This is a genomic window from Halomonas marinisediminis, assembly GCF_004347715.1.
Lineage (GTDB): Bacteria > Pseudomonadota > Gammaproteobacteria > Pseudomonadales > Halomonadaceae > Halomonas > Halomonas icarae.
This window is the reverse complement of sequence record NZ_SLTR01000001.1, coordinates 239,309-258,410: the sequence shown is the minus strand read 5'-3', so window position 1 is coordinate 258,410 and position 19,102 is coordinate 239,309. Positions and strand designations below refer to the sequence as shown.

Below are 19,102 nucleotides of genomic sequence, written 5' to 3'. Positions count from 1 at the left end.
CCCGGAGACTTCACAGCATGGGCGAGACGCGCCCGGTTGTCGTTTGTTGCTCTGGGCTCAGCGGCGCCGCCTCAGCACCCACTTCTCGGCTTCGATCACCAGATAGAGGCCGATGTTGACCGCAAGGATCGCCATCCAGTGGGACGGGGCGAGTCCCTCGGCACCGAACACCAGCTGCATGACAGGCAGGTAGGTCCAAACCAGCTGCAACGCTACCACGGCCACGATGGAGCCCCACACCGGTCGGCTGCCGAAGATACCACCGAGGCTGAGGGTGCTGTCGATCAGGAAGCGGCTATTGATCAGGTAGGCGGCGCTGCCCATCACCAGCATGTTGACGGCTCCCGCCCGTGCCAGCTCGATGCTGCCGCCCTGGGCGTTGAGAATCCACGAGAAGACCCCGAACACGCCGAGCAGCAGCAACAGGGAGACAAAGCCCACCCGCCACAGCAGGAAGAGGTCGAGCAGGGCGGCGTCCGGTTTTCGTGGGCGCCGCCTCATCAGGTTGTGCTCACCCTTCTCGAAGGCCAGCGCCAGGCCCAGGGTCACGGCCACCACCATATTGACCCACAGCGCCTGAACCGGCGTGACCGGTAGCTGGGTGCCGGCTACCACGGCCAGCAGGATGGCCAGCCCCTGGGCGCCATTGGCGGGCAGCAGATAGGTGATGGTCTTGCGGATATTGTCGTAGACCTTGCGGCCCTCGCGGATGGCCCCGACGATGGTGGCGAAGTTGTCGTCGGCCAGCACCATCTCCGCGGCCTCCTTGGCGGCTTCGGTGCCCTGGATGCCCATGGCGACGCCGACATCGGCACGCTTTAGCGCCGGACCATCATTGACCCCGTCACCGGTCATGGCACAGATGCCGCCATGCGCCTGCATCGCCTGAACCAGGCGCAGCTTGTGCTCGGGCGCCGCTCGGGCGAACACATCCACCTCGAGGACCACCTCGCGAAGCTCGGCATCGGACATCGCTTCGATCTCGCGGCCGCGTATCGCGCGTTCGGTATGGGCAAAGCCCAGCTGGCGGGCGATGGCCAGGGCGGTAACCGCGTGGTCGCCGGTGATCATCACCGGGCGGATGCCGGCGGCCAGGCACTCCCGCACCGCCGTGATGGCCTCGTCGCGAGGTGGGTCGAGCAGTCCCACCAGCCCCAGCAGTATCAGGTCGTTCTCGGCGTGGTGATCCTCCAGCGCCTGAACCTCCCGCAGTGGTTTCTCGGCCAGGGCCAGGACCCGCAGGCCCTGGGCCGACAGCGCGTGGATACGTGCTTCCCACTGCTGGCGCTCGATCGCCATCTCTCCGCCATCCTCGCGACGCACCCGAGTGCATCGCTCCAGCAGGCGGTCGGGTGCCCCCTTGACCAGCAGAACCTGCTGCCCCTCCCGTTCATGCAGGGTGGCCATGGACTTGCGCCTGGAGTCGAAGGGGATGCTGTCCAGGCGGGGTTGCTCACCTCGCAGGGAGCGTGTCGCGATTCCTGCCTTGGCCGCCGCCACCACCAGGGCACCCTCCGTGGGGTCGCCGTGGATCACCCACTGGTCTTCCTCATGGGCCAGCTCGGCATCGTTGCAGAGCACACCGACCTCGAGGAAGTGGTGCAGGGCGCGATGCGCCTCGGTTACCAGAGGGGGCGAATGCGAGTTGTCGGCGGCATCCAGCGCGTGGAAGTCGCCGTCGGGGGCGAAGCCGGTGCCGGTGATGTGGATCTCACCCTCCGGCAGCCAGATCGCCCGGGCGGTCATCTCGTTGCGGGTCAGGGTGCCGGTCTTGTCGGTGAAGATGGTGGAGATCGAGCCGAGGGTCTCCACCGCCGGCAGGCGCCGAATAATGGCATTCTGTCGAGCCATGGCCTGCACCCCCAGGGCCAGGCCGATGGTGACGATGGCCGGCATGCCTTCCGGGATGGCCGCCACGGCGAGCCCCACCGCCGCCATGAACATGTCGCCGACGGGCTTGTCGTGAACGAGCACCCCGAAGACGGCGGTGAGCACGGCGATGGCCACGATGACCAGGGCCAGGATGCGACCGGCCCGGTCGATCTGGCGCAGGAGCGGCGTCTTGAGCTGTTCCACGCCGCGCAACATCTCGGAGATGCGGCCGATCTCGGTGCGGATGCCGGTCTCCACGACCAGCCCGCGAGCGGTACCCTGGACCACCAGGGTGCCGGCATAGGCCATGCCGGTGCGGTCGCCAAGGTCTGTGTCATCCGCCACCGGTGCGGTAGCCTTCTCCACCGCGGTGGACTCCCCGGTCAGGGAGGCCTCGTCGGTACGCAGGCGCTTGGCCTCCAGCAGGCGCAGGTCCGCCGGCACGCGATCACCGCCCTCCAGCATGACCACATCGCCCGGCACCAGCGCCTCGGCATCGATCGTCTGGCGCTTGCCGTTACGCAGCACCCTGGCCTGGGGCGAGAGCATATCGCGAATGCTCTCCAGGGCCTGCTCGGCCTTGCCCTCCTGAAGGAAACCGATTAGGGCGATGATCACCACCACGCCGAAGATGGCGATGGCATCCAGAGTATGGCCAAGCCCCAGGCTCGCCACGCCGGCGCCGATCAGCACCAGCATCAGGGTATTGTTGAGCTGCTCCAGGAGTCGCTTCCACCAGGGACGGCCCTCGGCCCGCTGAAGCAGGTTGGGGCCGAAGCGCGCCAGACGAGCTCGGGCCTCGGCCTCGCTCAGCCCGTGACGATCGGCCTCGAGGTGCTCGAGGGCCTGCTGTTCGGACTGGGCGTGCCAGGCGACTCTCTTCCAGGGGCGGGGCTCGGACATCCATTAACCTCCAGCGGCGGCGCAATCTATTCCAGATGTAACACACTCGATGTTGCAGTGCCGTAATGCAGGACAAGTTATCGGTTCAAGTGGTTGGTCTCGAGACGAGAAGGGTGCCGGCACTGCCGGTCGAGCCGTCTGCCGACCCTTGGTAAGATGGTGGACTGCCAAGCTCACAGGAGCCTCCATGCCGAGCCCCTCAACTACTAGTCCTCGTGTCTGTCCTAGTGCCTGTCCTTGTGCCTGCCCTTGTGATAGTGGCAAGCCGCTGGACGCGTGCTGTGGCCGCTACCATGCCGGGGAGCCTGCCCCCACGCCCGAGGCGCTGATGCGTTCGCGCTACAGCGCCTTTGCGTTGAATCTCACGGACTATCTGCTCACGAGCTGGCATCCCGACACCCGCCCCGTGTCGTTGACGGCGGATGAGACCACCCACTGGCTTCGGCTGCAGGTGGTGAGCAGCGGCGAGCAGGGGGATGAAGGCTGGGTGACGTTTCGTGCCACCTTCCGGGAGGGCCACCAATACGGGGTGCTCGAAGAGGCGTCACGGTTCCGCCGGGAGGCGGGCCACTGGCGCTATCTGGATGGACAGCCGACGGTGTCGCGCCTGAAGCCCGGGCGCAACGAGGCCTGCCTCTGCGGCAGCAGGCGCAAGTTCAAGCGCTGCTGTGCCCTGGGCTAGCCCCTCCTATGGCTGGCCGTCCTCCGGATGAGCCCTTAGACTGGCCGGCCGCCGCCTCAACACTCTTCACTCCTGCGATCGGATATCTCCCATGGCCCAGACCCTCTCGAAACGAATCAACAAGTACATCAGCGAAAGCGGCATGTGCTCGCGGCGAGAGGCCGACAGGTACATCGAGCAGGGCAATGTGCGCATCGATGGCAGGCGAGCCACCCCCGGCGACCGTGTCGCCCCCGGCAGCGTGGTCAAGGTGAATGGCCAGGTCGTCGAGCCCCTGGCGCTGGAGGAGGAGGATCTGGTCTTCATCGCCCTCAACAAGCCGGTAGGCATCGTCAGCACCACCGACCCGGACGAGAAGGCCAATATCGTCGACTTCGTCAAGCACGGCACCCGAATCTTTCCCATCGGCCGTCTCGACAAGGACTCCCAGGGGCTGATCTTCCTGACCAACAACGGCGACCTGGTCAACCGCATCCTGCGCGCCAGCAACAATCACGAAAAGGAGTACCTGGTCACCGTCAACAAGCCGGTGACCGACGAGTTTCTCGCCGGCATGGCCGGTGGTGTGCCGATCCTCGGTGAGGTCACCAAGAAGTGTCGGGTGGTCAGGGAGTCGCGCTTCGTCTTCAATATCACCCTGGTGCAGGGGCTCAACCGCCAGATTCGCCGGATGTGCGAGGTATTCGGCTACGAGGTGGTAAAGCTGGAGCGCATCCGCATCATGAATGTGTCGCTCAAGGGGCTGGCCATCGGTGACTGGCGTGATCTGACCCCGGACGAGGTGTCGACGATCCTCGCCATGACCGAAGACTCCGCCTCGGAAGCCGGCGAGCCCGCGCGTCGCAAGACCCGGCGCAAGGGGGCGAGCGGTAGCAAGGCCCGTGGCGGCAGCTCAGCGGGCAAGTTGGCGGGAAAGCCGGCAGGCAAGGCGGGAGCACGCCAGAAACGCACGCCGCGTGGCGCTGACGGGGCCAGCTCTCGAACTGGAAAACCCGACGCAGGAAAACCGAGTTCCGGCAAGCCCGGCAAACGCAAGGTGACGGGCAAGAGCGCGGAGGCTGGCAAGGGCGCGGCAGCCGGCAAGGGGTTTGCCGGGAAGCCAGCCGGCCCCAAGAAGCCGGGAGCCAAGCCGAAGGGCGGCCGCCCCTCCGGCTCCCGTGCCAAGGCAATGGCCCCGGGCGGCAAGCCCCGTGGCAGGAACAAGTAGCGCTTCGCTCCAGATAAAGAGAGACCGTCATGACCGACTCCCGTCGATACAGCCCCGCCGCGGCGCGCAATCGTCAGCCGATTCTCGAGGTGCTTCAGGCCGCGTTGCCCGAGCGTGCACGGGTGCTGGAGCTGGCCAGTGGCAGCGGTGAGCATGCCGTGCACTGCGCCACCGCCATGCCCCAGTGGGTATGGCAACCGAGTGACCCGACCCCCGAGGCGCTGGCCTCCATCGCCGCCTGGCGTGAGCAGACGGGCCAGGCCAATCTGCTTGCGCCGATGCGTCTCGACGCCACCGATAAGCAAAGCTGGCCGATGGGGCCCTTCGAGGCGATCGTTGCGATCAACCTGATCCATATCTCGCCCTGGGCGGTGAGCGAGGCGCTGATGGCGCGCGCCGGTGAGCGACTCGTCTCCGGCGGCGTGCTCTATCTCTATGGCCCCTATCGACGCGCTGGCGAACACACGGCACCCAGCAACGCCGCCTTCGATGCCGACCTTCGACGGCGCGACCCACGCTGGGGGGTGCGGGATCTCGAGGAGGTGGTCGCCGAGGCCGAGCGTCATGGCCTCAGGCTCGAGCGCACGCTGCAGATGCCCGCCAATAATCTTAGCGTGGTACTCGTTCGCGACTAGCGAGCCTCGGGGATTTCCCCGGGCTCACGGTAGCGGGGAGGTGCATTCTCGCGCTCCTCCCGGCTGAGGGTCTCATCCTCGGCGGGCACCCCCCATACCGTCTCCCTGTGCCCATCGTCGAAGGTGTAGGTGGTGCAGCCTGCAAGCAGCAGAGTGCCCAGCAGGGTGGCAGCCAGAAGTAAGCGTGTCGTCAGCATGGGGATAGATTCCGGTGTTATCGAGAAGCGCCAAGGGCGAGCGCCAGACAGAAGCCTCAACGCTACCTCGTCTGTCGACATCAGGGAAGTGGCCGGTCGCCGCTCGGCGCGCTGACACTCTCGCCAGTGGCATGGCGTCTTATCCTGCGCAGCGGTGGCGGGTGGGTGGCGTCGAATGGCGGGGCTTGAGTCGGGCAGTGGCGGCGAGTAATCTCGCCGGACTCTTCACCGACCTCACGTCAACACAGGATCGCAATACATGGACCAACTGCTCGAAAGCCTGACGGAAATTCTGGGACCGGACAATGTGCTGACAGGTGAGGCCGTGCTGGAACGCTCCGCCGACTGGTTCAGCTCGATGCCCTGCGAGGCAGCCGCCATCGTACGCCCGGCCACCACCGAGCAGTTGAGTCAGATCATGGCGCTCTGTCACAAGGCACGCCAGCCAGTAGTGACTCATGGTGGCGTGACCGGCGTGGTCCATGGGGCCGTCGCCAGTGCCAACGAGCTGGTGATCTCGCTGGAGCGCATGACGGCCATCGAAGAGGTGGATGCGGTGGGCGGCACCATGACGGTACAGGCCGGCATCCCCTTGCAGAGCGTGCAGGAGGCCGCCGCCGAGATCGACATGCAGTTTCCGCTGGATCTCGGGGCCCGTGGCTCCTGCACCATCGGCGGCAATATCGCGACCAACGCCGGCGGTGTGCAGGTGATTCGCTACGGCATGATGCGCCAGCAGGTGCTCGGCCTCGAGGCGGTGCTGGCGGACGGCCGGGTGGTCAGCTCCATGAACAGGATGCTGAAGAACAATGCCGGCTATGACCTGAAGCAGCTGTTTATCGGCAGTGAGGGCACCCTGGGCATCGTTACCCGTGCCGTGCTCAGGCTGCAGCCACGGTTGCCCAGCGAGCAGTGCGCCATGGTCGCGGTCCCCACCTTCGACGCCCTGACCACACTACTCGACCTGACGTCGAGGCGCCTCGACCTGAGCGCCTTCGAGGCGCTGTGGAACAGTCACTATCGGTTGATGACCGAGGAGAGCGGTGCTCATAGGGCGCCCCTGCCGGTCGATTCGCCCTTCTATGCCATCATCGAGACCCAGGGGGTGGATCGGGAGCACGATGCCGAACGCTTTCAGGCGCTTCTCGAGCAGGCGTTCGAAGAGGGGCTGATCAGCGATGCCGTGCTGGCCAGTTCCGAGGCCCAGCGTCAGGAGCTATGGGCGATACGGGAGAATATCGAGGTGCTGATCCGTGCCCTGGATCCGATGTTCTCCTTCGATGTCAGCCTGCCGATTCCCGCCATGGCGTCCTATGTGGCCGACCTGGAGCGGCAGCTGGCACAGGCGTTCCCCGAAGCGGGCCGACTGGTCACCTTCGGCCATCTGGGGGACGGTAACCTGCATATCATGGTGACCGTGGGCGATGCCGGCAGGGAGAGCCGTTATGCGGTCGAGAAGCTGGTGTATCAGCCCCTGGCCGAGATCGGCGGCTCCATCTCGGCCGAACATGGCATCGGGATGGAGAAGCGTGACTATCTATATCTGAGCCGCAATGAGGATGAGATCGAGGTGATGAAGATGCTCAAGAAGGCGCTCGACCCCAAGGGACTGCTCAATCCGGGCAAGGTGCTGCCCTGATCACTGCCGGAAGGGGTGGTCGGGCCCGGAGATAGCGAGAAGGGCCTGAGACGACTCTAGAACGATGAACGATGCCGCCTGACCCGGCGGCATCGCGGTTTCAGGCCTTCACGAATCTGCCTAGCTGCCCGACCAGCCGGCCAGGATCGGCACGTAGACCACCAGCAGCAGCACCGCGATCAGCCCCAGCAGATAGGGGAGGATCGCTCGGGTGATGCGCTCCAGCGGCAGCTGGGTCACCGACGAGGCCACATAGAGATTGATCGCCACCGGAGGGGTGATCATGCCGATCGCCAGGCCCACCACGATGATCAACCCGAAGTGGATGGGATCGATGCCCAGCTGGGTGACCAGCGGCAGCAATACCGGCGTCAGAATGATCAGCGCGCTGGCGGTCTCGATAAAGACACCGGTGAGCAGGATCACCGCCACCACCAGCAGCATGATCACCAGCGGGTTGGTGGAGAGCGAGAGCACCGCCTGGGCGATGGCGCCGGGCACCTGCCAGCTCGACAGGGTCCAGCTAAGTACCGCCGAGGTGGCGATCACCAGCATGATCACCGAGGTGGTGATGGCCGAGCGGATCAGGATGCGGTAGACATCCTTGAGCCCCAGGTCGCGATAGACGAACAGCGACACCAGCAGCGCGTAGTTGACCGCGATCACCGCCGCCTCGCTGGGGGTAAAGACCCCCGAGAAGATCCCGCCGAGGATGATCACCGGGGTCATCAATCCCCAGCTGGCGCTCTTGAAGGTACGCCAGATGGTGGCCGCCGACAGGGCGGTGCCACGCGGGTAGTTGCGACGATAGGCCTGCACGATGGCGATGGCGGAGAGCCCGAGGCCCATGGCGATGCCCGGCAGGATGCCGCTCAGGAAGAGGGCCGACACCGACTGCTGGGCGATCACCGCATAGATGATCATCGGCACCGAGGGCGGGATCACCACCCCGATGGTGCCGCTGGCGGCGATCAGGCTGGCGGCCGAGGCGGGCTCATAGCCCTTCTTGCGCAGCTCCGGCACCAGACTCGAGCCCACCGCGGCGGTGGTGGCGGCGCCGGAACCCGAGATGGCGGCGAAGAACATCCCGGCGCCTACCGAGACGATCGACAGGCCACCCTTCAGAAAGCCGAACAGCGAATCGGCGAAGTCGACCAGCTTCTCGCTGACCTTGCCCTGGGCCATCAGGTCGCCTGCCAGGATAAACATCGGTACCGCGACCAGGGCGAAGGAGTTGATGCCCTGGAACATCTGCTGGGTGACCACCATCAGCGGCACGCCCTGGGCGTTGAGCGCCACCAGGGTGCTGGCACCGATGGCCAGGGCGATGGGCACCCCCAGCAGCATGAAGAGCAGAAACAGCAGGAGGAGCAGGGCGGTCATGGTGCCTCCTCATCGTCGCTGGAGGGGGCGGCGTCACCGTTCAGGGCCAGGGTGGCGATATCCACCAGGGCATACCAGGCCATGATCGCCGCCGAGAGAGGAATCACGGCGTAGATCCAGGTCATGGAGACCCGCAGCGAGGCCGACTTCTGGAAGCTCTGGACCTGCATGTACTCCCAGCCGATCACGACCAGGGCGAGCAGAAAGCCCAGTGCCACGAGCAGGGCGGCGATGCGTGCCAGGCGTCGGGGCAGGCCGGGGAGGGCATCGACCACGAAGGTCACCGCGATATGACGTCCGCGGCGGAACGCCAGGGTGCCCGCCAGGAAGGTGATCCAGACCAGCAGGAAGCGGGCCACCTCCTCGGTCCAGCCCACCGCGGTGAAGAGCACGCGCGACAGGATCTGCAGGGTGATCACACCGATCAACGCCGCCATCGCCGTGAAGACCACGGGTGCGATGACGGCGTCGAGGGCGCGCTCACTCCACTGCAGCGGTCGCAGCAGGGAATGGGCGAGGGAAGGCACTTACTTCAGGGCCTCCTGGATACGCGGCAGGTAGTCACCGAACTGCTCGCCATACTGCTCATAGACCGGGGTCACGGCCTGCTGGAAGGCGGCGATATCGGGCTCCTCGACGATCTGCATGCCCGCCTCACGCAATGCCGCCAGCTGTTCGGCCTCCATCTCGGCGTTGACCCGGCGCTCATGCTCGGCGGCTTCCTGAGCGGCCTGCTCGATCACCGACTGGGCGGCCTCCGGCAGCTTGTTCCAGGCCGGCATGCCCATCACGAAGAGCGCCGGGGCATAGGTATGGCGCGACAGCGTCATATGATCCTGGGTCTCATGGAGCTTGAAGGAGTGGATCACGTTGACCGGGTTCTCCTGGCCGTCGATGGTGCCCTGCTGCATGGCGGTCAGGGCCTCGGTCCAGGCCATGGGCACGGCGTTGGCGCCCAGCTCGCGGAAGGTGTCGACGTAGACGGGGTTCTCCATCACGCGGATGCGCAGGCCGTCGATATCCTCGGGGCTCTCCACGGCGCGCTCGCTGTTGGTCAGGTTGCGAAAGCCGCGCTCGGCATAGGCCAGGCCCTTGAGGTTGACCTCGGAGAGTCGGTCCAGCAGCTCCTGGCCGATCTCGCCGTCGAGCACCTCATAGGCCGCCTCAGGGCTGGGGAACAGGAAGGGCAGCTCGAAGACCGCCATCTCCTCCAGGAAGTTGGCCACCGGCCCGTTGGTGATCACGCCCATGTCGACGGTGCCGATCTGCATGCCCTCGAGCAGGGTGCGCTCGTCGCCCAGGGTGGCGTTGGGGTAGAGCTCGATATCCAGCTTGCCGCCGGTGCGCTCCTCCACCAGCTCCTCAAACTTCATGGCGGCGAGGTGGAAGCCATCCTGCTCATTGACCACATGGGCCAGGCGCAGGGTCATCGGGTCCATGTCGGCGAACTCGTCGGCCTGGGCGCCGGCGGCCATGGCCAGGGAGACGGAGAGTGCCAGCGTGCTGCGGATAAAGCCGTTCATTATCGGTTTCCTTATTGGGGTCAGCGTGTTGCGAAATCCAGCGGCAAGAGCATGCACTGCCCTTGGGAGGCTGGTCAATTTCATTCGGGCGGGGTTGCCTGGCATCGGCTACGACAGGGGAGCGGCCTGGGCACGCAGCCAGGCGATCTCCTCGGCCCAGATGGCGGGCTCAATGGTCTCCAGCACCAGCGGGATAGTGTCGGTGCGCGGATCCTGCATCAGGGCGGTGAAGCAGTCGCTGCCGATATTGCCCTGGCCGAGGCTGTGGTGACGGTCGACACGGCTGCCGAACTCGCTCTTGGCATCGTTGAGATGCATGCCCTTGAGGTACTCGATGCCCACCACGGCATCGAACTCGTCGAGCATCGCCACGCTGGCCGCCCGAGTGCGCAGCTCGTACCCGGCGGCGAAGGCGTGGCAGGTATCGATGCAGACCCCGACCCGTGTCTTGTCCTCCACCTGCTCGATGATCTCGGCGAGATGCTCGAAACGCCACCCCAGGTTACTGCCCTGTCCGGCGGTATTCTCGAGCACCGCGGTGACGCCAAGGGTCTGGGCGAGCGTCTCGTTGAGCGATTCGGCGATGCGCGCCAGGCAGTCGCTTTCGCTGATCTTGCGCAGATGGCTGCCCGGATGGAAGTTGAGGCGGTCGATGCCAAGCTGCTCGCAGCGTTGCAGTTCATCGAGAAACGCCGCCCGTGACTTGGCCAGTCCCTCGGCCTCCGGGTGACCCAGATTGATCAGATAGCTGTCATGGGGAAGGATCTGGCCGGGTCCGAAGCCATGGCGCCGGCAGGCGCTGCGAAAGGCCTCGATCACCTCGTCGGTGAGGGGCTTGGCTCGCCACTGGCGCTGGTTCTTGGTGAAAAGCGCGAAGGCGTTGGCGCCGATCTCCACGGCGCGTTCGACCGCCTTGTCGACACCCCCGGCGGCGCTGACATGGGCTCCGATATATTTCACTGCTCTCTCCCTGTAACGGTTTGATATCGCGGCATTGTAGGCGTCCAGGGCGGGACGGCAACCTTCAACGGCGCCGTCCCAGCCAGTAACGATGGCCACGACGTTCGGGACGCACCTCCACCAGCGGTTCACGAGGGTGGTAGGGGCGTCCGGAGGGTGGCCTGGGACCCTGACGTTCGGCCAGCGCCATCAGGCGTTGGATCCGCTCGCCGGTGGGTGGATGGGTCTGCAGGTAGCGCAGCCAGCCCGGCAGCTGCCGGCGACCGAACAGGGTCGTCAGCCAGATGCCGTTACGCCGCTCCAGTGTCGCGAGTGCCTCGGCCAGCGCCTGGGGGTCGCGGGTCAGTGCCGCCGCCTCCAGATCCGCGGTGAACTCGCGGTTGCGCGACAGGGCCAGCTGCAGCAGGGAGCTGGCCAGAGGCGCCAGGCCGACCGCGAGCAGCTCGAGCCAGGGCATGCGGATCTCGCCGGCCATGACCATCGGCAGCAGGGCAATCAGCGCCAGCTGCACCAGCATGGCCCCCCACACGGTGAGTCGCGTCATGGTGGCGGCCATGGACATCACCCGGGTATCACCGTGGCGCAGATGGCTGACCTCATGGGCCAGCACGCCGGCCAGCTGGCGCAGGGGCAGGCTGTGCAGCAGGCCTTCGGTGATCGCGATGCCACCGTCCCGGGCATCGCCCACGGCGAAGGCGTTGAGGTCCGCGGAGGGAACATAGAAGAGCCAGGGTGGCTGGGAGATCCCCGCGCGCCGGTAGAGCAGCTCCATCACCCGGTAGAGCTGCGGCGCCTGATGTCGGTGCAGCGCCCCGGCGCCACTGCGTGCCAGCACCAGCCTGGCCGGAATTCGCCCCCCGAGGTAGAGGGTCAGCATCACCAGGCCGAAGACCCACAGCACGCCCACGGGGCCCGCCAGCAGCCAGGCCGGCATGGCGAGCAGTATCGACATGCCGGCCAGGATCAGCAGGTGCTGGCAGGTGTTATGCAGCCGCTGGGCGGTGAGGCGAGAGCGCATGGCGAATCTCCTGTTGGGGCCATAGGCAAGGCCTGGCGGACCCGTGGTAACCCTGGCCGCTGACGCGTGCGGCACCCCCTCTCTGTAACAGTGTATGTCAGCGTGTAAAAAGTTTATGGAAATACTTCCCAAGGATTGAAAACAGTGCGTTGATGCGTTTTATTAAACGGACAAACAACTAGGAGAGTAACGATGTCACTGCCCATTCACACCCCGGAAGTCCTGGAGCATCTGCTGCGTCAGGCGGAAGCCATCAAGGCGTCTGAAGAGGCACTCAGCACCTACATCGACTGAGCGCTCCAGGGCCAGGGATGGCCAATATTCGCGACTCTTTCCCCACCTTCTTACCCCGCCTCCCTTTCAGTATCCCGCTGCTCCCGGCTCGGCAAGGAGTGCTGACGACAGCGTCCAATTGAGATGAGGTTGCGCCTCCGGCACTATGTGGCCTCACCGGCGACGGGTCGGTGATCGGTTTGCCAACGACCAGGGACGCGACATGGGCCAGCTGCTACGCATCGTGATGATCCACGGCCACCTCGAGGGAGTGGTCGAGCTCAGTGTGGATGGCCACACCAATATCTGCGGTACCAATGCCTCGGGCAAGACCACCCTTCAGCGGCTGGTGCCGGTGTTCTACGGTGAGTTGCCCAATCGGGTGGTGCCGCGCACACGCCTCAAGTTCGACGCCTTCTATCTCCCCCATCGCAACAGCTACCTCGTGTATGAGTACCGTCGCGAGGAGGGGGATCTCTGCCAGGCGGTGTTGACCCGCCGTGCCGAGGGCGGGGTCGAGTACCGCTTCGTGGGCGATGCCTACCGGCCCGAGGATTATCTGGTGCAGAGCGACGGCGGCGTGGTGGCGCTGGACTATGCCCAGTGGAGCAATGGCTTGCGCCGCCGAGGGGTATCGGTCTCGCCCAAGCTGGGGGCCACCTCCGAGTATCGTGCGGTGATCCAGAATGACTTCACCCAGACCGGCAGCCAGCCCCGGGGCAACAGCAAGGAGGGGCTACGCCTGCGTCAGACCGCCGCTCGCTTCAGCCTGGTGAGGCCCGGCCAGCGCATCCGCCATATCGAGAAGCTGGTCTCGGCGGTGCACGCCAAGGAGGGCAAGATGGACACCCTCAAGACCATGCTGGCGGCGATCTTCGAGGAGGATGGCGTCGAGCTGCCGGTGACCCGTATCCGCAACACCAAGGCCCGTGAGTGGATCTCGCGCATGCGCCAGTCCATGCGCCTGGAGCCCCTGCAGCGCTCACTGGGTGAGCTGGAGCGCCTGGATCGCGAGATCGCCGATCTGGAGGCCTCGCTCTGGCAGCTCAAGCCCCAGCTGGAGGCCGATCGTCACCGCGCCGAGCGCGAGCAGGCCGAGCGTGAGGCCGAGATTCAGCAGCGACAGCGTGATTTCCAGGCCCGCGAGACGGCCTACCGCGAGCAGCGCGATGCCGACAACGACCGCGCCAGCGAGCTGCACAGCGAACTGGAGCAGACCCGCGGCGTGCTCGATGACCTGCAGCGCCAGTATGAGGCCTTCGAGGCGGCCGATATGCCGAGCCTGGAGCAGGCTCTCAAGGCGCTGCCCCAGTGGCGTGAGCAGCAGCAACAGCTACGCGATCATCTGGAGGTGATGCAGCAAGCGGTCAAGGAGAGCAAGGCCAAGCTGGAGGCACGCCTGGTGGAGCTGGGCGACCTCCTCGAGGCGCGACGCGATGAGCTTCAGGGCCTGATCGATGCCCTGGGGGAGGAGAAGGAGGCCTGTCGCGACCAGCAGAGCGAGGCCGAAGGACGCCTGGATGCCGACCATCAGGCCCGCCGCCAGGCGCTGGACGACGACTACCGCGCCCGTCTGGCGCAGATCACCGAGCGTCTTGCCGAGCTCAAGGCGGGCCTTGCGCACACCGCCCAGAGCCCCGAGGAGGCCCGCGAGGCGGAGCAGGCCCAGGCCCGGGTCGACCAGGCCCAGAGCGAGCAGGCATCTGCCGCGGCGGCCATGGAGCAGCTGCGTGGCGAGCTCGATGGGCGCAAGCAGGAGCGCGACGCGGCCGAGCACGCGCTGGAGAGGGCCCGGGCCCGGCGCACCCGCGCCGAGGCGCACCTCGCGGCGCTGCAGCTGCAACGCGACCCCGCCCAGGGCAGCCTGCGCCACTTCCTGCGCCACCACCGGCCGGGCTGGGAGCAGACCCTGGGCAAGGTGGTGGCGCCCGAGCTGCTGGAGCGGCGCGACCTCGCCCCGCAGTTCAACGACAGGGCGAGCGACGACCTCTTCGGCCTGACACTGGATCTGGCCGCCATCGAACCGCCCGACTATGCCCAGGACGAGGCCGAGCTTCAGGCCGCCATCGCCGCCGCCGAGGCGGCGCTGGGCGAAGCCCAGGAGGATGAGAAGGCGGCCGAGAAGTCACTGCGGGCCAGCCATCAACGGGTGCAGGAGGTCGATGCCCGCCTGGAGCGCGCCCGTACCACGCGGCGCCGCGCCGCCGAAGAGGTGGATTACGCCCTGCAGGCGCGCAGCCAGTGCCAGCAGCGCCATGCCGCCGCCCAGCAGGCGCGCCAGGCCGCCAGCCGTGAATCGCTGGCCGAGCAGGAGGCCGCCCATCAGGCCCTGCGTGAGGAGCAGCGCCAGGCCCTGGAATCGCTGGCCGACGGCCACCGTGCCCAGCGCCTCGAGCTTACCGCCGATTTTCAGGCGCGGCTGGCCGGCTTCGACCAGCAGATCCAGCAGCACCGCCGTCAGCTCACCGAGCATAAGGAGGAGCACCGCCGTCAGCGGGAGGAGCTCGAAGCGGCCTATGACCGCGAACTGGCGGAGCAGGGGGTCGATCCGGTCAGCGTGCGCGAGACTCGTGCGCGCATGGAGGCCCTGGCCAGTCGCATTCGTGATACCGAGGGACGCCGCGAGGAGCTCGATGCCTATGCCCGCTTCATGCGCGTGGAGTGGGGCGAGCGCAAGCCGCGGTTGGTGGAGAAGGAGGCCGAGCTCTCTCGCGAGCGCGATGCCCTCGAGCGTCGACGTCAACAGCACCGTGCCGACTTCCACGCCGCCCGCGACGAGTACCGCGCGACGGTTAATGAGCTCACGGCCCGCCGTGATGCGGCCAGCAGGCTGGTGGAGACCCTCGCTCCGCTGCTCGACAAGCTCGAGTCCCTGGCCCTGGTGGCGGCCCCCGAGCCCCTCGGCGAGGTGCCCGGGGATACCGAGGAGCGCATCGAGCGGCTGCGTCAGGGGCTTACCGATCATGCCCGCGAGCTCGAGGCCCTGCGCCGCGGCTGCGAGAAGCTGGAGTCCGAGCTGATCAAGGGGGCCAGCGCCGACTTCCAGGATACCCTGGAGGCCGAGCGGGCCCGGCTCGATGGCGAGAGTCCGCGCCGCCTGCTGCCGGTGATCGCCGGCATGCTGCAGCTTCTCGAGGGCCAACAGCAGCAGCTGCTGCAGGAGGGGCGCAACCTCTCCGATGATCTCGACAAGTTCTTTACCGTGTTCAGCGACCTCAACCGGCGTATCAGTGCCCAGAGCCGGCGCCTGTCGGATGAGGTGGCCGACGATCTCAAGCTCGAGGGCATCGGCCGCGCCGAGGTGAAGATCCAGTCCACCATCGACGAGCTGGGCTTTTGGGAACCGCTCAAGCGATTCTCCCAGCACTACCGCGAGTGGCGCGACTCCGGCCAGCCGCTTCCCGGCGACGACTATCTCGACAGCCTGGCCGATGTGGTCGAACTGTTGCGCAGTGACCAGCAGTACAGCTTCGAGAGCCTGCTGCGCCTGGAGCTGCATCTCAACGAGGGCGGTACCGACCTGGTGATCCGCAATGATCGTCAGCTGCTGGAGTCCTCCAGCCACGGCATGGCCTATCTGATCCTGTGCAAGTTCCTGCTCGCCTTTACCCGGCTGCTGCGCGGGCCGGCAGAGATCGCCATCCACTGGCCGATCGACGAGATCGGTACCCTCGCCTACCACAACGTCGAGAAGCTGTTCGACGCCTGCGACAACAACCATATTCATATCGTCGGCGCCTTCCCCAACCCGGAGTCGGACGTGCTGCTGCTGTTCCATAATCGTTATCTGATCGACCGTGACGAGGCCGAGCCCGCCAAGCGGCGGCTCAAGCGTATCGAGCCCCGCCTGAGCCGCCTGGCACAGCGCCTGCAGGCACGCGCCGAGGAGGTGGCATCATGAGCCAGGACATGAACCCTCAAGCGGAAAGCGACGAGGCGATGATCTCGGCACATGCCAGCCCCGAGCGCTCCCTGGTGGCGCTGGGGCCACTGGTCGAGCGGCTGCTGGCCGGCGAGTTCCTGTGTGCGGTCAGCGACGAAAGCGCCTTTCGTCACCTGCAGGACGAGCGGACCCGCGAGCGGATCGATGCCTATCTGCGCCCGCTCAACCGGCGGCTGGCCACCAATGATGAGGGTAGCGTCTACTTCCTGGCCTGGCGGACCCTCGATGAAGGGGCCCGGGAGCAGCTCTCCCGACAGCTGGCGGATACCGTCAACAGCCTGCTCCCGCTGCTGGAGTGGCTGCAACTGGTGCAGGAGGCGTTGGGGCGCGATGGCCCGGCCGCCCCGGGTGACGTGCTCAAGCCCGCCGACTTCAGCTCCCGCTGTGAGGATCATCAGGGGCTGCGCGAGCGCCTCGAGCGCCTGGCGGGCGATCCCTTCTTCGGCTCCCAGAGCGACCAGCTCGATGCCCAGCTCAAGCAGGTGTTCAAGCGGCTCAGGGAGCACGGCTATCTGCTGCAACCCCATCCCGATCGCCAGTACTACCTGGTCACCGCCAAGATCGACTACCTCATCGATCTGGTGCGCTTCATTCGCGACGAGGAGAACCTGCCGGTGGATGACCAGGCGCCCAGTGGCCAGGAGAGCCTGCTGTGAGTGATGCCCCTTCCCATGATCTGGAGAGCCGCCTGATCACCACCGGGGTCGAGCGGCTGGCGCTGCTCGGCAAGCATGCCGAGGCGCTGATGGCGGGCTACGCCCGGGACGAGGTGCCGCTGGAGGGGCTCAGCACCACCGCGCTCAATCGGCTGCTGGCGGCGCGCATCCTGTGGCGACCGGACGAGCAGGGGGGCGTCAAGCTCGCTCCCAAGGTGCGGGAGCTGATTGCCGAGATGCTGGCCGACGAGAGTCGCCGCCACGTCAACGCCGATGTCGCCGAGACCCTGGAGCTTATGCGCAGCCTGGTGCAGAGCTACCGCGAGGCCCGCGATGGCGGTGAATACTGGCGCCAGGAGCAGCAGCTGTTGCGCCTTCGCCAGGAGGTGGATGACCTCAACGGCCGCTTCGCCGATGCCATCGACAGCCTGTGGCGACGCCTCAACGGCGACTTCGGCTTCGTCAGCCGGCTGGGCGACAAGATCCGCGAGAACGAGCGTGCCCAGAAGCAGATCGTGCGGCTGCTCGATGGGCTGGCGCTGATCGACTTCGACGAGCTGATCGCGCTGGTGGGCAGCGACGGCGCCCTGCGCAAGCTGCTGGTCAGCGGCCTGCAGCAGCAGCTGACCCAGCACTACACCAGCCTGCGCGAGGTACAGCGGCGCATGGTCGAGCTGATGGCACGCTTTCGCCAGCAGCAGTCACGCAGCCGCCTGGTGGCCGGCATGGCCGGTTTCCTGCGCGAGCACCCGGGGTTCGTGCCCGGCAACTATGCCCGGCGCGGCGAGGTGCCGGCGCTGGTCAATCGCGCCACGCCGCTGGTCGCCGCCGGCGCCGCGGCCCTGGACCACCATCCCGATAGCCGGGCGCTGACCGAGCTGCTGCACCGGCTGCCGCGCCCGGCCCAGCGTCCGGAGCCGGTGACCGCCGCCGGTGCCGCCGCGCCCCAGGAGGACGCCCTGGTCGCCGCTCGTCACCAGGCGCTCAAGGAGGAGGTGGAGCGCTTCTACCTCTCGGTGGTGGATCGCGGTGGTGAAGGCGTCAGCGCCCTGGCCTATCGGCAGGAAGGCGCGCTTGAGTGGGGTGAGGAGATCTGGCTGTTCCAGGTGATCGCCGAGTTCCAGGGCCTGCCCCGCAACGAACAGCGCGCCTTTCGCCTGAGCCAGCAGGAGAGCCAGGCCAGCCCCTACAATCATCTGCGACTGATCCACGACGTCGTCGTGCAACTGGCGTAAGTGCCATGCTGCTATCCAATCGAGCCCGTAAGCTGCTGCGCGACGCCCTGCAGGAGTTGGTCACCCGACCCGTCGTGGACAGGAAGCGCCGGCCCGTCATCAACGATATCGTCGATTGGTGCCGGGATCACGATATCGAGCTCGGGGCGCGTCTCTCCCATGACCGGCTGCGACTCGACGCCGAGCTGCTTGGCGTGATCGATGAGACCCTGGTCGGCCTGGGCGAGCCTGCCCTGGGGGCCGACCTCGCTGGCCTGAGCACCACGCAGCAGGCGGCGCTTGGCAATCGCGAGGACAAGGCTATGCGCGAAAAGCCCCGGGAGCAGCGAGTACTGGCCAGCCTGCCGGCGATGGGTGAGCGAGTCGGGCTGATCAAGCGCCAGCGCGAGGTGGTGGATATCGACTGGCGAGATATCGACCTCGACGCCTTCGAGGTGCTGGTGCAGATAGAGAACCTGGATGGCTTCTATGACTTCTCGCCGGCGATTCCGGCCCTGGAGGGCTGGTCATCGCTGCTGGTTCTCTACCGTGGCGACCGCCACTATGGCGGTGGCTTCTCACGGCTGGCCGAGGCCTGGCAAGCGGGCGGCAAGCCGCATCTCTATCTGGGGGATTTCGACGCCAAGGGGGTCGGCATCGCGCTCTCCAGTGGTGCCACGCATCTGCTGTTGCCGCCGCTGGTGGTCCTTGCCGAGCGGGCCAACCCCCAGCACTTGCCGCCAGAGCAGCAGGGCGATCAGCAACGACTGCGAGCCCATGTCGCCGGATTGCCCGACGGGCACCCGCTGGCCGACTCCCTGGCGATTCTGCTGGACGACCAGCGCGGCCTGCGCCAGCAGTGGTTTGGCGATGCCGAGCAGTGGCGGCGGGTGGCGCTGCACGATGGATTGCCATCCTCACCGTGATGTGGCACCGATGCCCTCGAACTTTTCCTTCGAACTTCTCCTTCGAACTTCTCCTTCGAACTTCACCTTAT

At 66.5% G+C, this 19,102-nt stretch carries 15 protein-coding genes; 8 read left to right on the top strand and 7 right to left on the bottom strand.

The genetic code is table 11. The features are described from left to right. Nucleotides 1-57 precede the first annotated feature (57 nt). The gene (locus E0702_RS01270; RefSeq protein WP_132041149.1) at nt 58-2,775 is read right to left on the bottom strand and encodes a cation-translocating P-type ATPase; all 2,718 of its coding nucleotides are present in this window, start codon (nt 2,773-2,775) and stop codon (nt 58-60) included. Between the two features lie 49 nt (nt 2,776-2,824). Here E0702_RS01270 and E0702_RS01265 point away from each other — a divergent pair, with 49 nt between their 5' ends. The 3 genes from E0702_RS01265 to E0702_RS01255 all read left to right on the top strand — a co-directional run bounded on the left by E0702_RS01265 (nt 2,825) and on the right by E0702_RS01255 (nt 5,299). After that, nucleotides 2,825-3,457: a YchJ family protein gene (locus E0702_RS01265; protein ID WP_439952318.1), complete on the top strand. Its 633-nt coding sequence runs from the start codon at nt 2,825-2,827 to the stop codon at nt 3,455-3,457. A 91-nt stretch (nt 3,458-3,548) separates the two neighbouring features. Beyond that, nucleotides 3,549-4,664 carry a 23S rRNA pseudouridine(2604) synthase RluF gene (rluF, locus tag E0702_RS01260; RefSeq protein WP_132041147.1) on the top strand — a complete coding sequence of 372 codons (1,116 nt, stop codon included), beginning with the start codon at nt 3,549-3,551 and terminating at the stop codon, nt 4,662-4,664. 29 nt (nt 4,665-4,693) lie between these two features. Next, nucleotides 4,694-5,299, top strand: a complete 606-nt coding sequence (locus tag E0702_RS01255; RefSeq protein ID WP_132041146.1) for a DUF938 domain-containing protein — start codon at nt 4,694-4,696, stop codon at nt 5,297-5,299. On the opposite strand, the gene E0702_RS01250 is transcribed toward E0702_RS01255, so the two are convergent. After that, nucleotides 5,296-5,496 carry a hypothetical protein gene (locus tag E0702_RS01250; protein WP_132041145.1) on the bottom strand — a complete coding sequence of 67 codons (201 nt, stop codon included), beginning with the start codon at nt 5,494-5,496 and terminating at the stop codon, nt 5,296-5,298. The genes E0702_RS01255 and E0702_RS01250 overlap by 4 nt on opposite strands. A 259-nt stretch (nt 5,497-5,755) precedes the next feature. On the opposite strand from E0702_RS01250, the gene E0702_RS01245 reads away from it, so the two are divergent. Continuing rightward, on the top strand, nt 5,756-7,135 hold the full coding sequence (locus E0702_RS01245) for an FAD-binding oxidoreductase (RefSeq protein WP_132041144.1): 1,380 nt from the start codon (nt 5,756-5,758) through the stop codon (nt 7,133-7,135). Between the two features lie 120 nt (nt 7,136-7,255). Here E0702_RS01245 and E0702_RS01240 read toward each other — a convergent pair whose 3' ends face one another. The 5 genes from E0702_RS01240 to E0702_RS01220 form a co-directional block, all read right to left on the bottom strand. Next, complete coding sequence (locus E0702_RS01240; protein WP_132041143.1) at nt 7,256-8,518, bottom strand: TRAP transporter large permease; 1,263 nt, start codon at nt 8,516-8,518, stop codon at nt 7,256-7,258. Beyond that, complete coding sequence (locus E0702_RS01235; RefSeq protein WP_132041142.1) at nt 8,515-9,045, bottom strand: TRAP transporter small permease; 531 nt, start codon at nt 9,043-9,045, stop codon at nt 8,515-8,517. The genes E0702_RS01240 and E0702_RS01235 overlap by 4 nt, the downstream gene beginning before the upstream one ends. Continuing rightward, entirely contained in the window at nt 9,046-10,041 is a 996-nt protein-coding gene (locus E0702_RS01230; RefSeq protein WP_132041141.1) for a TRAP transporter substrate-binding protein, read from the bottom strand. A gap of 108 nt (nt 10,042-10,149) precedes the next feature. Next, nucleotides 10,150-11,001: a deoxyribonuclease IV gene (gene nfo / locus E0702_RS01225; RefSeq protein ID WP_132041140.1), complete on the bottom strand. Its 852-nt coding sequence runs from the start codon at nt 10,999-11,001 to the stop codon at nt 10,150-10,152. 64 nt (nt 11,002-11,065) lie between these two features. Beyond that, a complete protein-coding gene (locus tag E0702_RS01220) occupies nt 11,066-12,019 on the bottom strand; it encodes a zinc metalloprotease HtpX (RefSeq protein ID WP_132041139.1) in 954 nt (317 codons plus the stop codon). Between the two features lie 496 nt (nt 12,020-12,515). Here E0702_RS01220 and E0702_RS01215 point away from each other — a divergent pair, with 496 nt between their 5' ends. The 4 genes from E0702_RS01215 to E0702_RS01200 all read left to right on the top strand — a co-directional run bounded on the left by E0702_RS01215 (nt 12,516) and on the right by E0702_RS01200 (nt 19,031). Continuing rightward, a complete protein-coding gene (locus E0702_RS01215; protein ID WP_132041138.1) occupies nt 12,516-16,193 on the top strand; it encodes an ATP-binding protein in 3,678 nt (1,225 codons plus the stop codon). Nucleotides 16,194-16,264: 71 nt separating this feature from the next. Continuing rightward, nucleotides 16,265-16,891, top strand: a complete 627-nt coding sequence (locus tag E0702_RS01210) for a condensin complex protein MksE (protein ID WP_132041258.1) — start codon at nt 16,265-16,267, stop codon at nt 16,889-16,891. After that, a complete protein-coding gene (locus tag E0702_RS01205) occupies nt 16,888-18,126 on the top strand; it encodes a hypothetical protein (RefSeq protein ID WP_132041137.1) in 1,239 nt (412 codons plus the stop codon). Before E0702_RS01210 ends, E0702_RS01205 begins: the two co-directional genes overlap by 4 nt. 5 nt (nt 18,127-18,131) lie before the next feature. Continuing rightward, on the top strand, nt 18,132-19,031 hold the full coding sequence (locus E0702_RS01200; RefSeq protein ID WP_132041136.1) for a DUF7281 domain-containing protein: 900 nt from the start codon (nt 18,132-18,134) through the stop codon (nt 19,029-19,031). Nucleotides 19,032-19,102: the final 71 nt, after the last annotated feature.

What these genes read in the sequence shown, in the direction of transcription:
- E0702_RS01270 (WP_132041149.1), bottom strand. Translation starts at nt 2,775, where the DNA reads ATGTCCGAGCCCCGCCCCTGGAAGAGAGTCGCCTGGCACGCCCAGTCC.
- E0702_RS01265 (WP_439952318.1), top strand. Translation starts at nt 2,825, where the DNA reads ATGTTGCAGTGCCGTAATGCAGGACAAGTTATCGGTTCAAGTGGTTGG.
- rluF (WP_132041147.1), top strand. Translation starts at nt 3,549, where the DNA reads ATGGCCCAGACCCTCTCGAAACGAATCAACAAGTACATCAGCGAAAGC.
- E0702_RS01255 (WP_132041146.1), top strand. Translation starts at nt 4,694, where the DNA reads ATGACCGACTCCCGTCGATACAGCCCCGCCGCGGCGCGCAATCGTCAG.
- E0702_RS01250 (WP_132041145.1), bottom strand. Translation starts at nt 5,496, where the DNA reads ATGCTGACGACACGCTTACTTCTGGCTGCCACCCTGCTGGGCACTCTG.
- E0702_RS01245 (WP_132041144.1), top strand. Translation starts at nt 5,756, where the DNA reads ATGGACCAACTGCTCGAAAGCCTGACGGAAATTCTGGGACCGGACAAT.
- E0702_RS01240 (WP_132041143.1), bottom strand. Translation starts at nt 8,518, where the DNA reads ATGACCGCCCTGCTCCTCCTGCTGTTTCTGCTCTTCATGCTGCTGGGG.
- E0702_RS01230 (WP_132041141.1), bottom strand. Translation starts at nt 10,041, where the DNA reads ATGAACGGCTTTATCCGCAGCACGCTGGCACTCTCCGTCTCCCTGGCC.
- E0702_RS01220 (WP_132041139.1), bottom strand. Translation starts at nt 12,019, where the DNA reads ATGCGCTCTCGCCTCACCGCCCAGCGGCTGCATAACACCTGCCAGCAC.
- E0702_RS01215 (WP_132041138.1), top strand. Translation starts at nt 12,516, where the DNA reads ATGGGCCAGCTGCTACGCATCGTGATGATCCACGGCCACCTCGAGGGA.
- E0702_RS01200 (WP_132041136.1), top strand. Translation starts at nt 18,132, where the DNA reads ATGCTGCTATCCAATCGAGCCCGTAAGCTGCTGCGCGACGCCCTGCAG.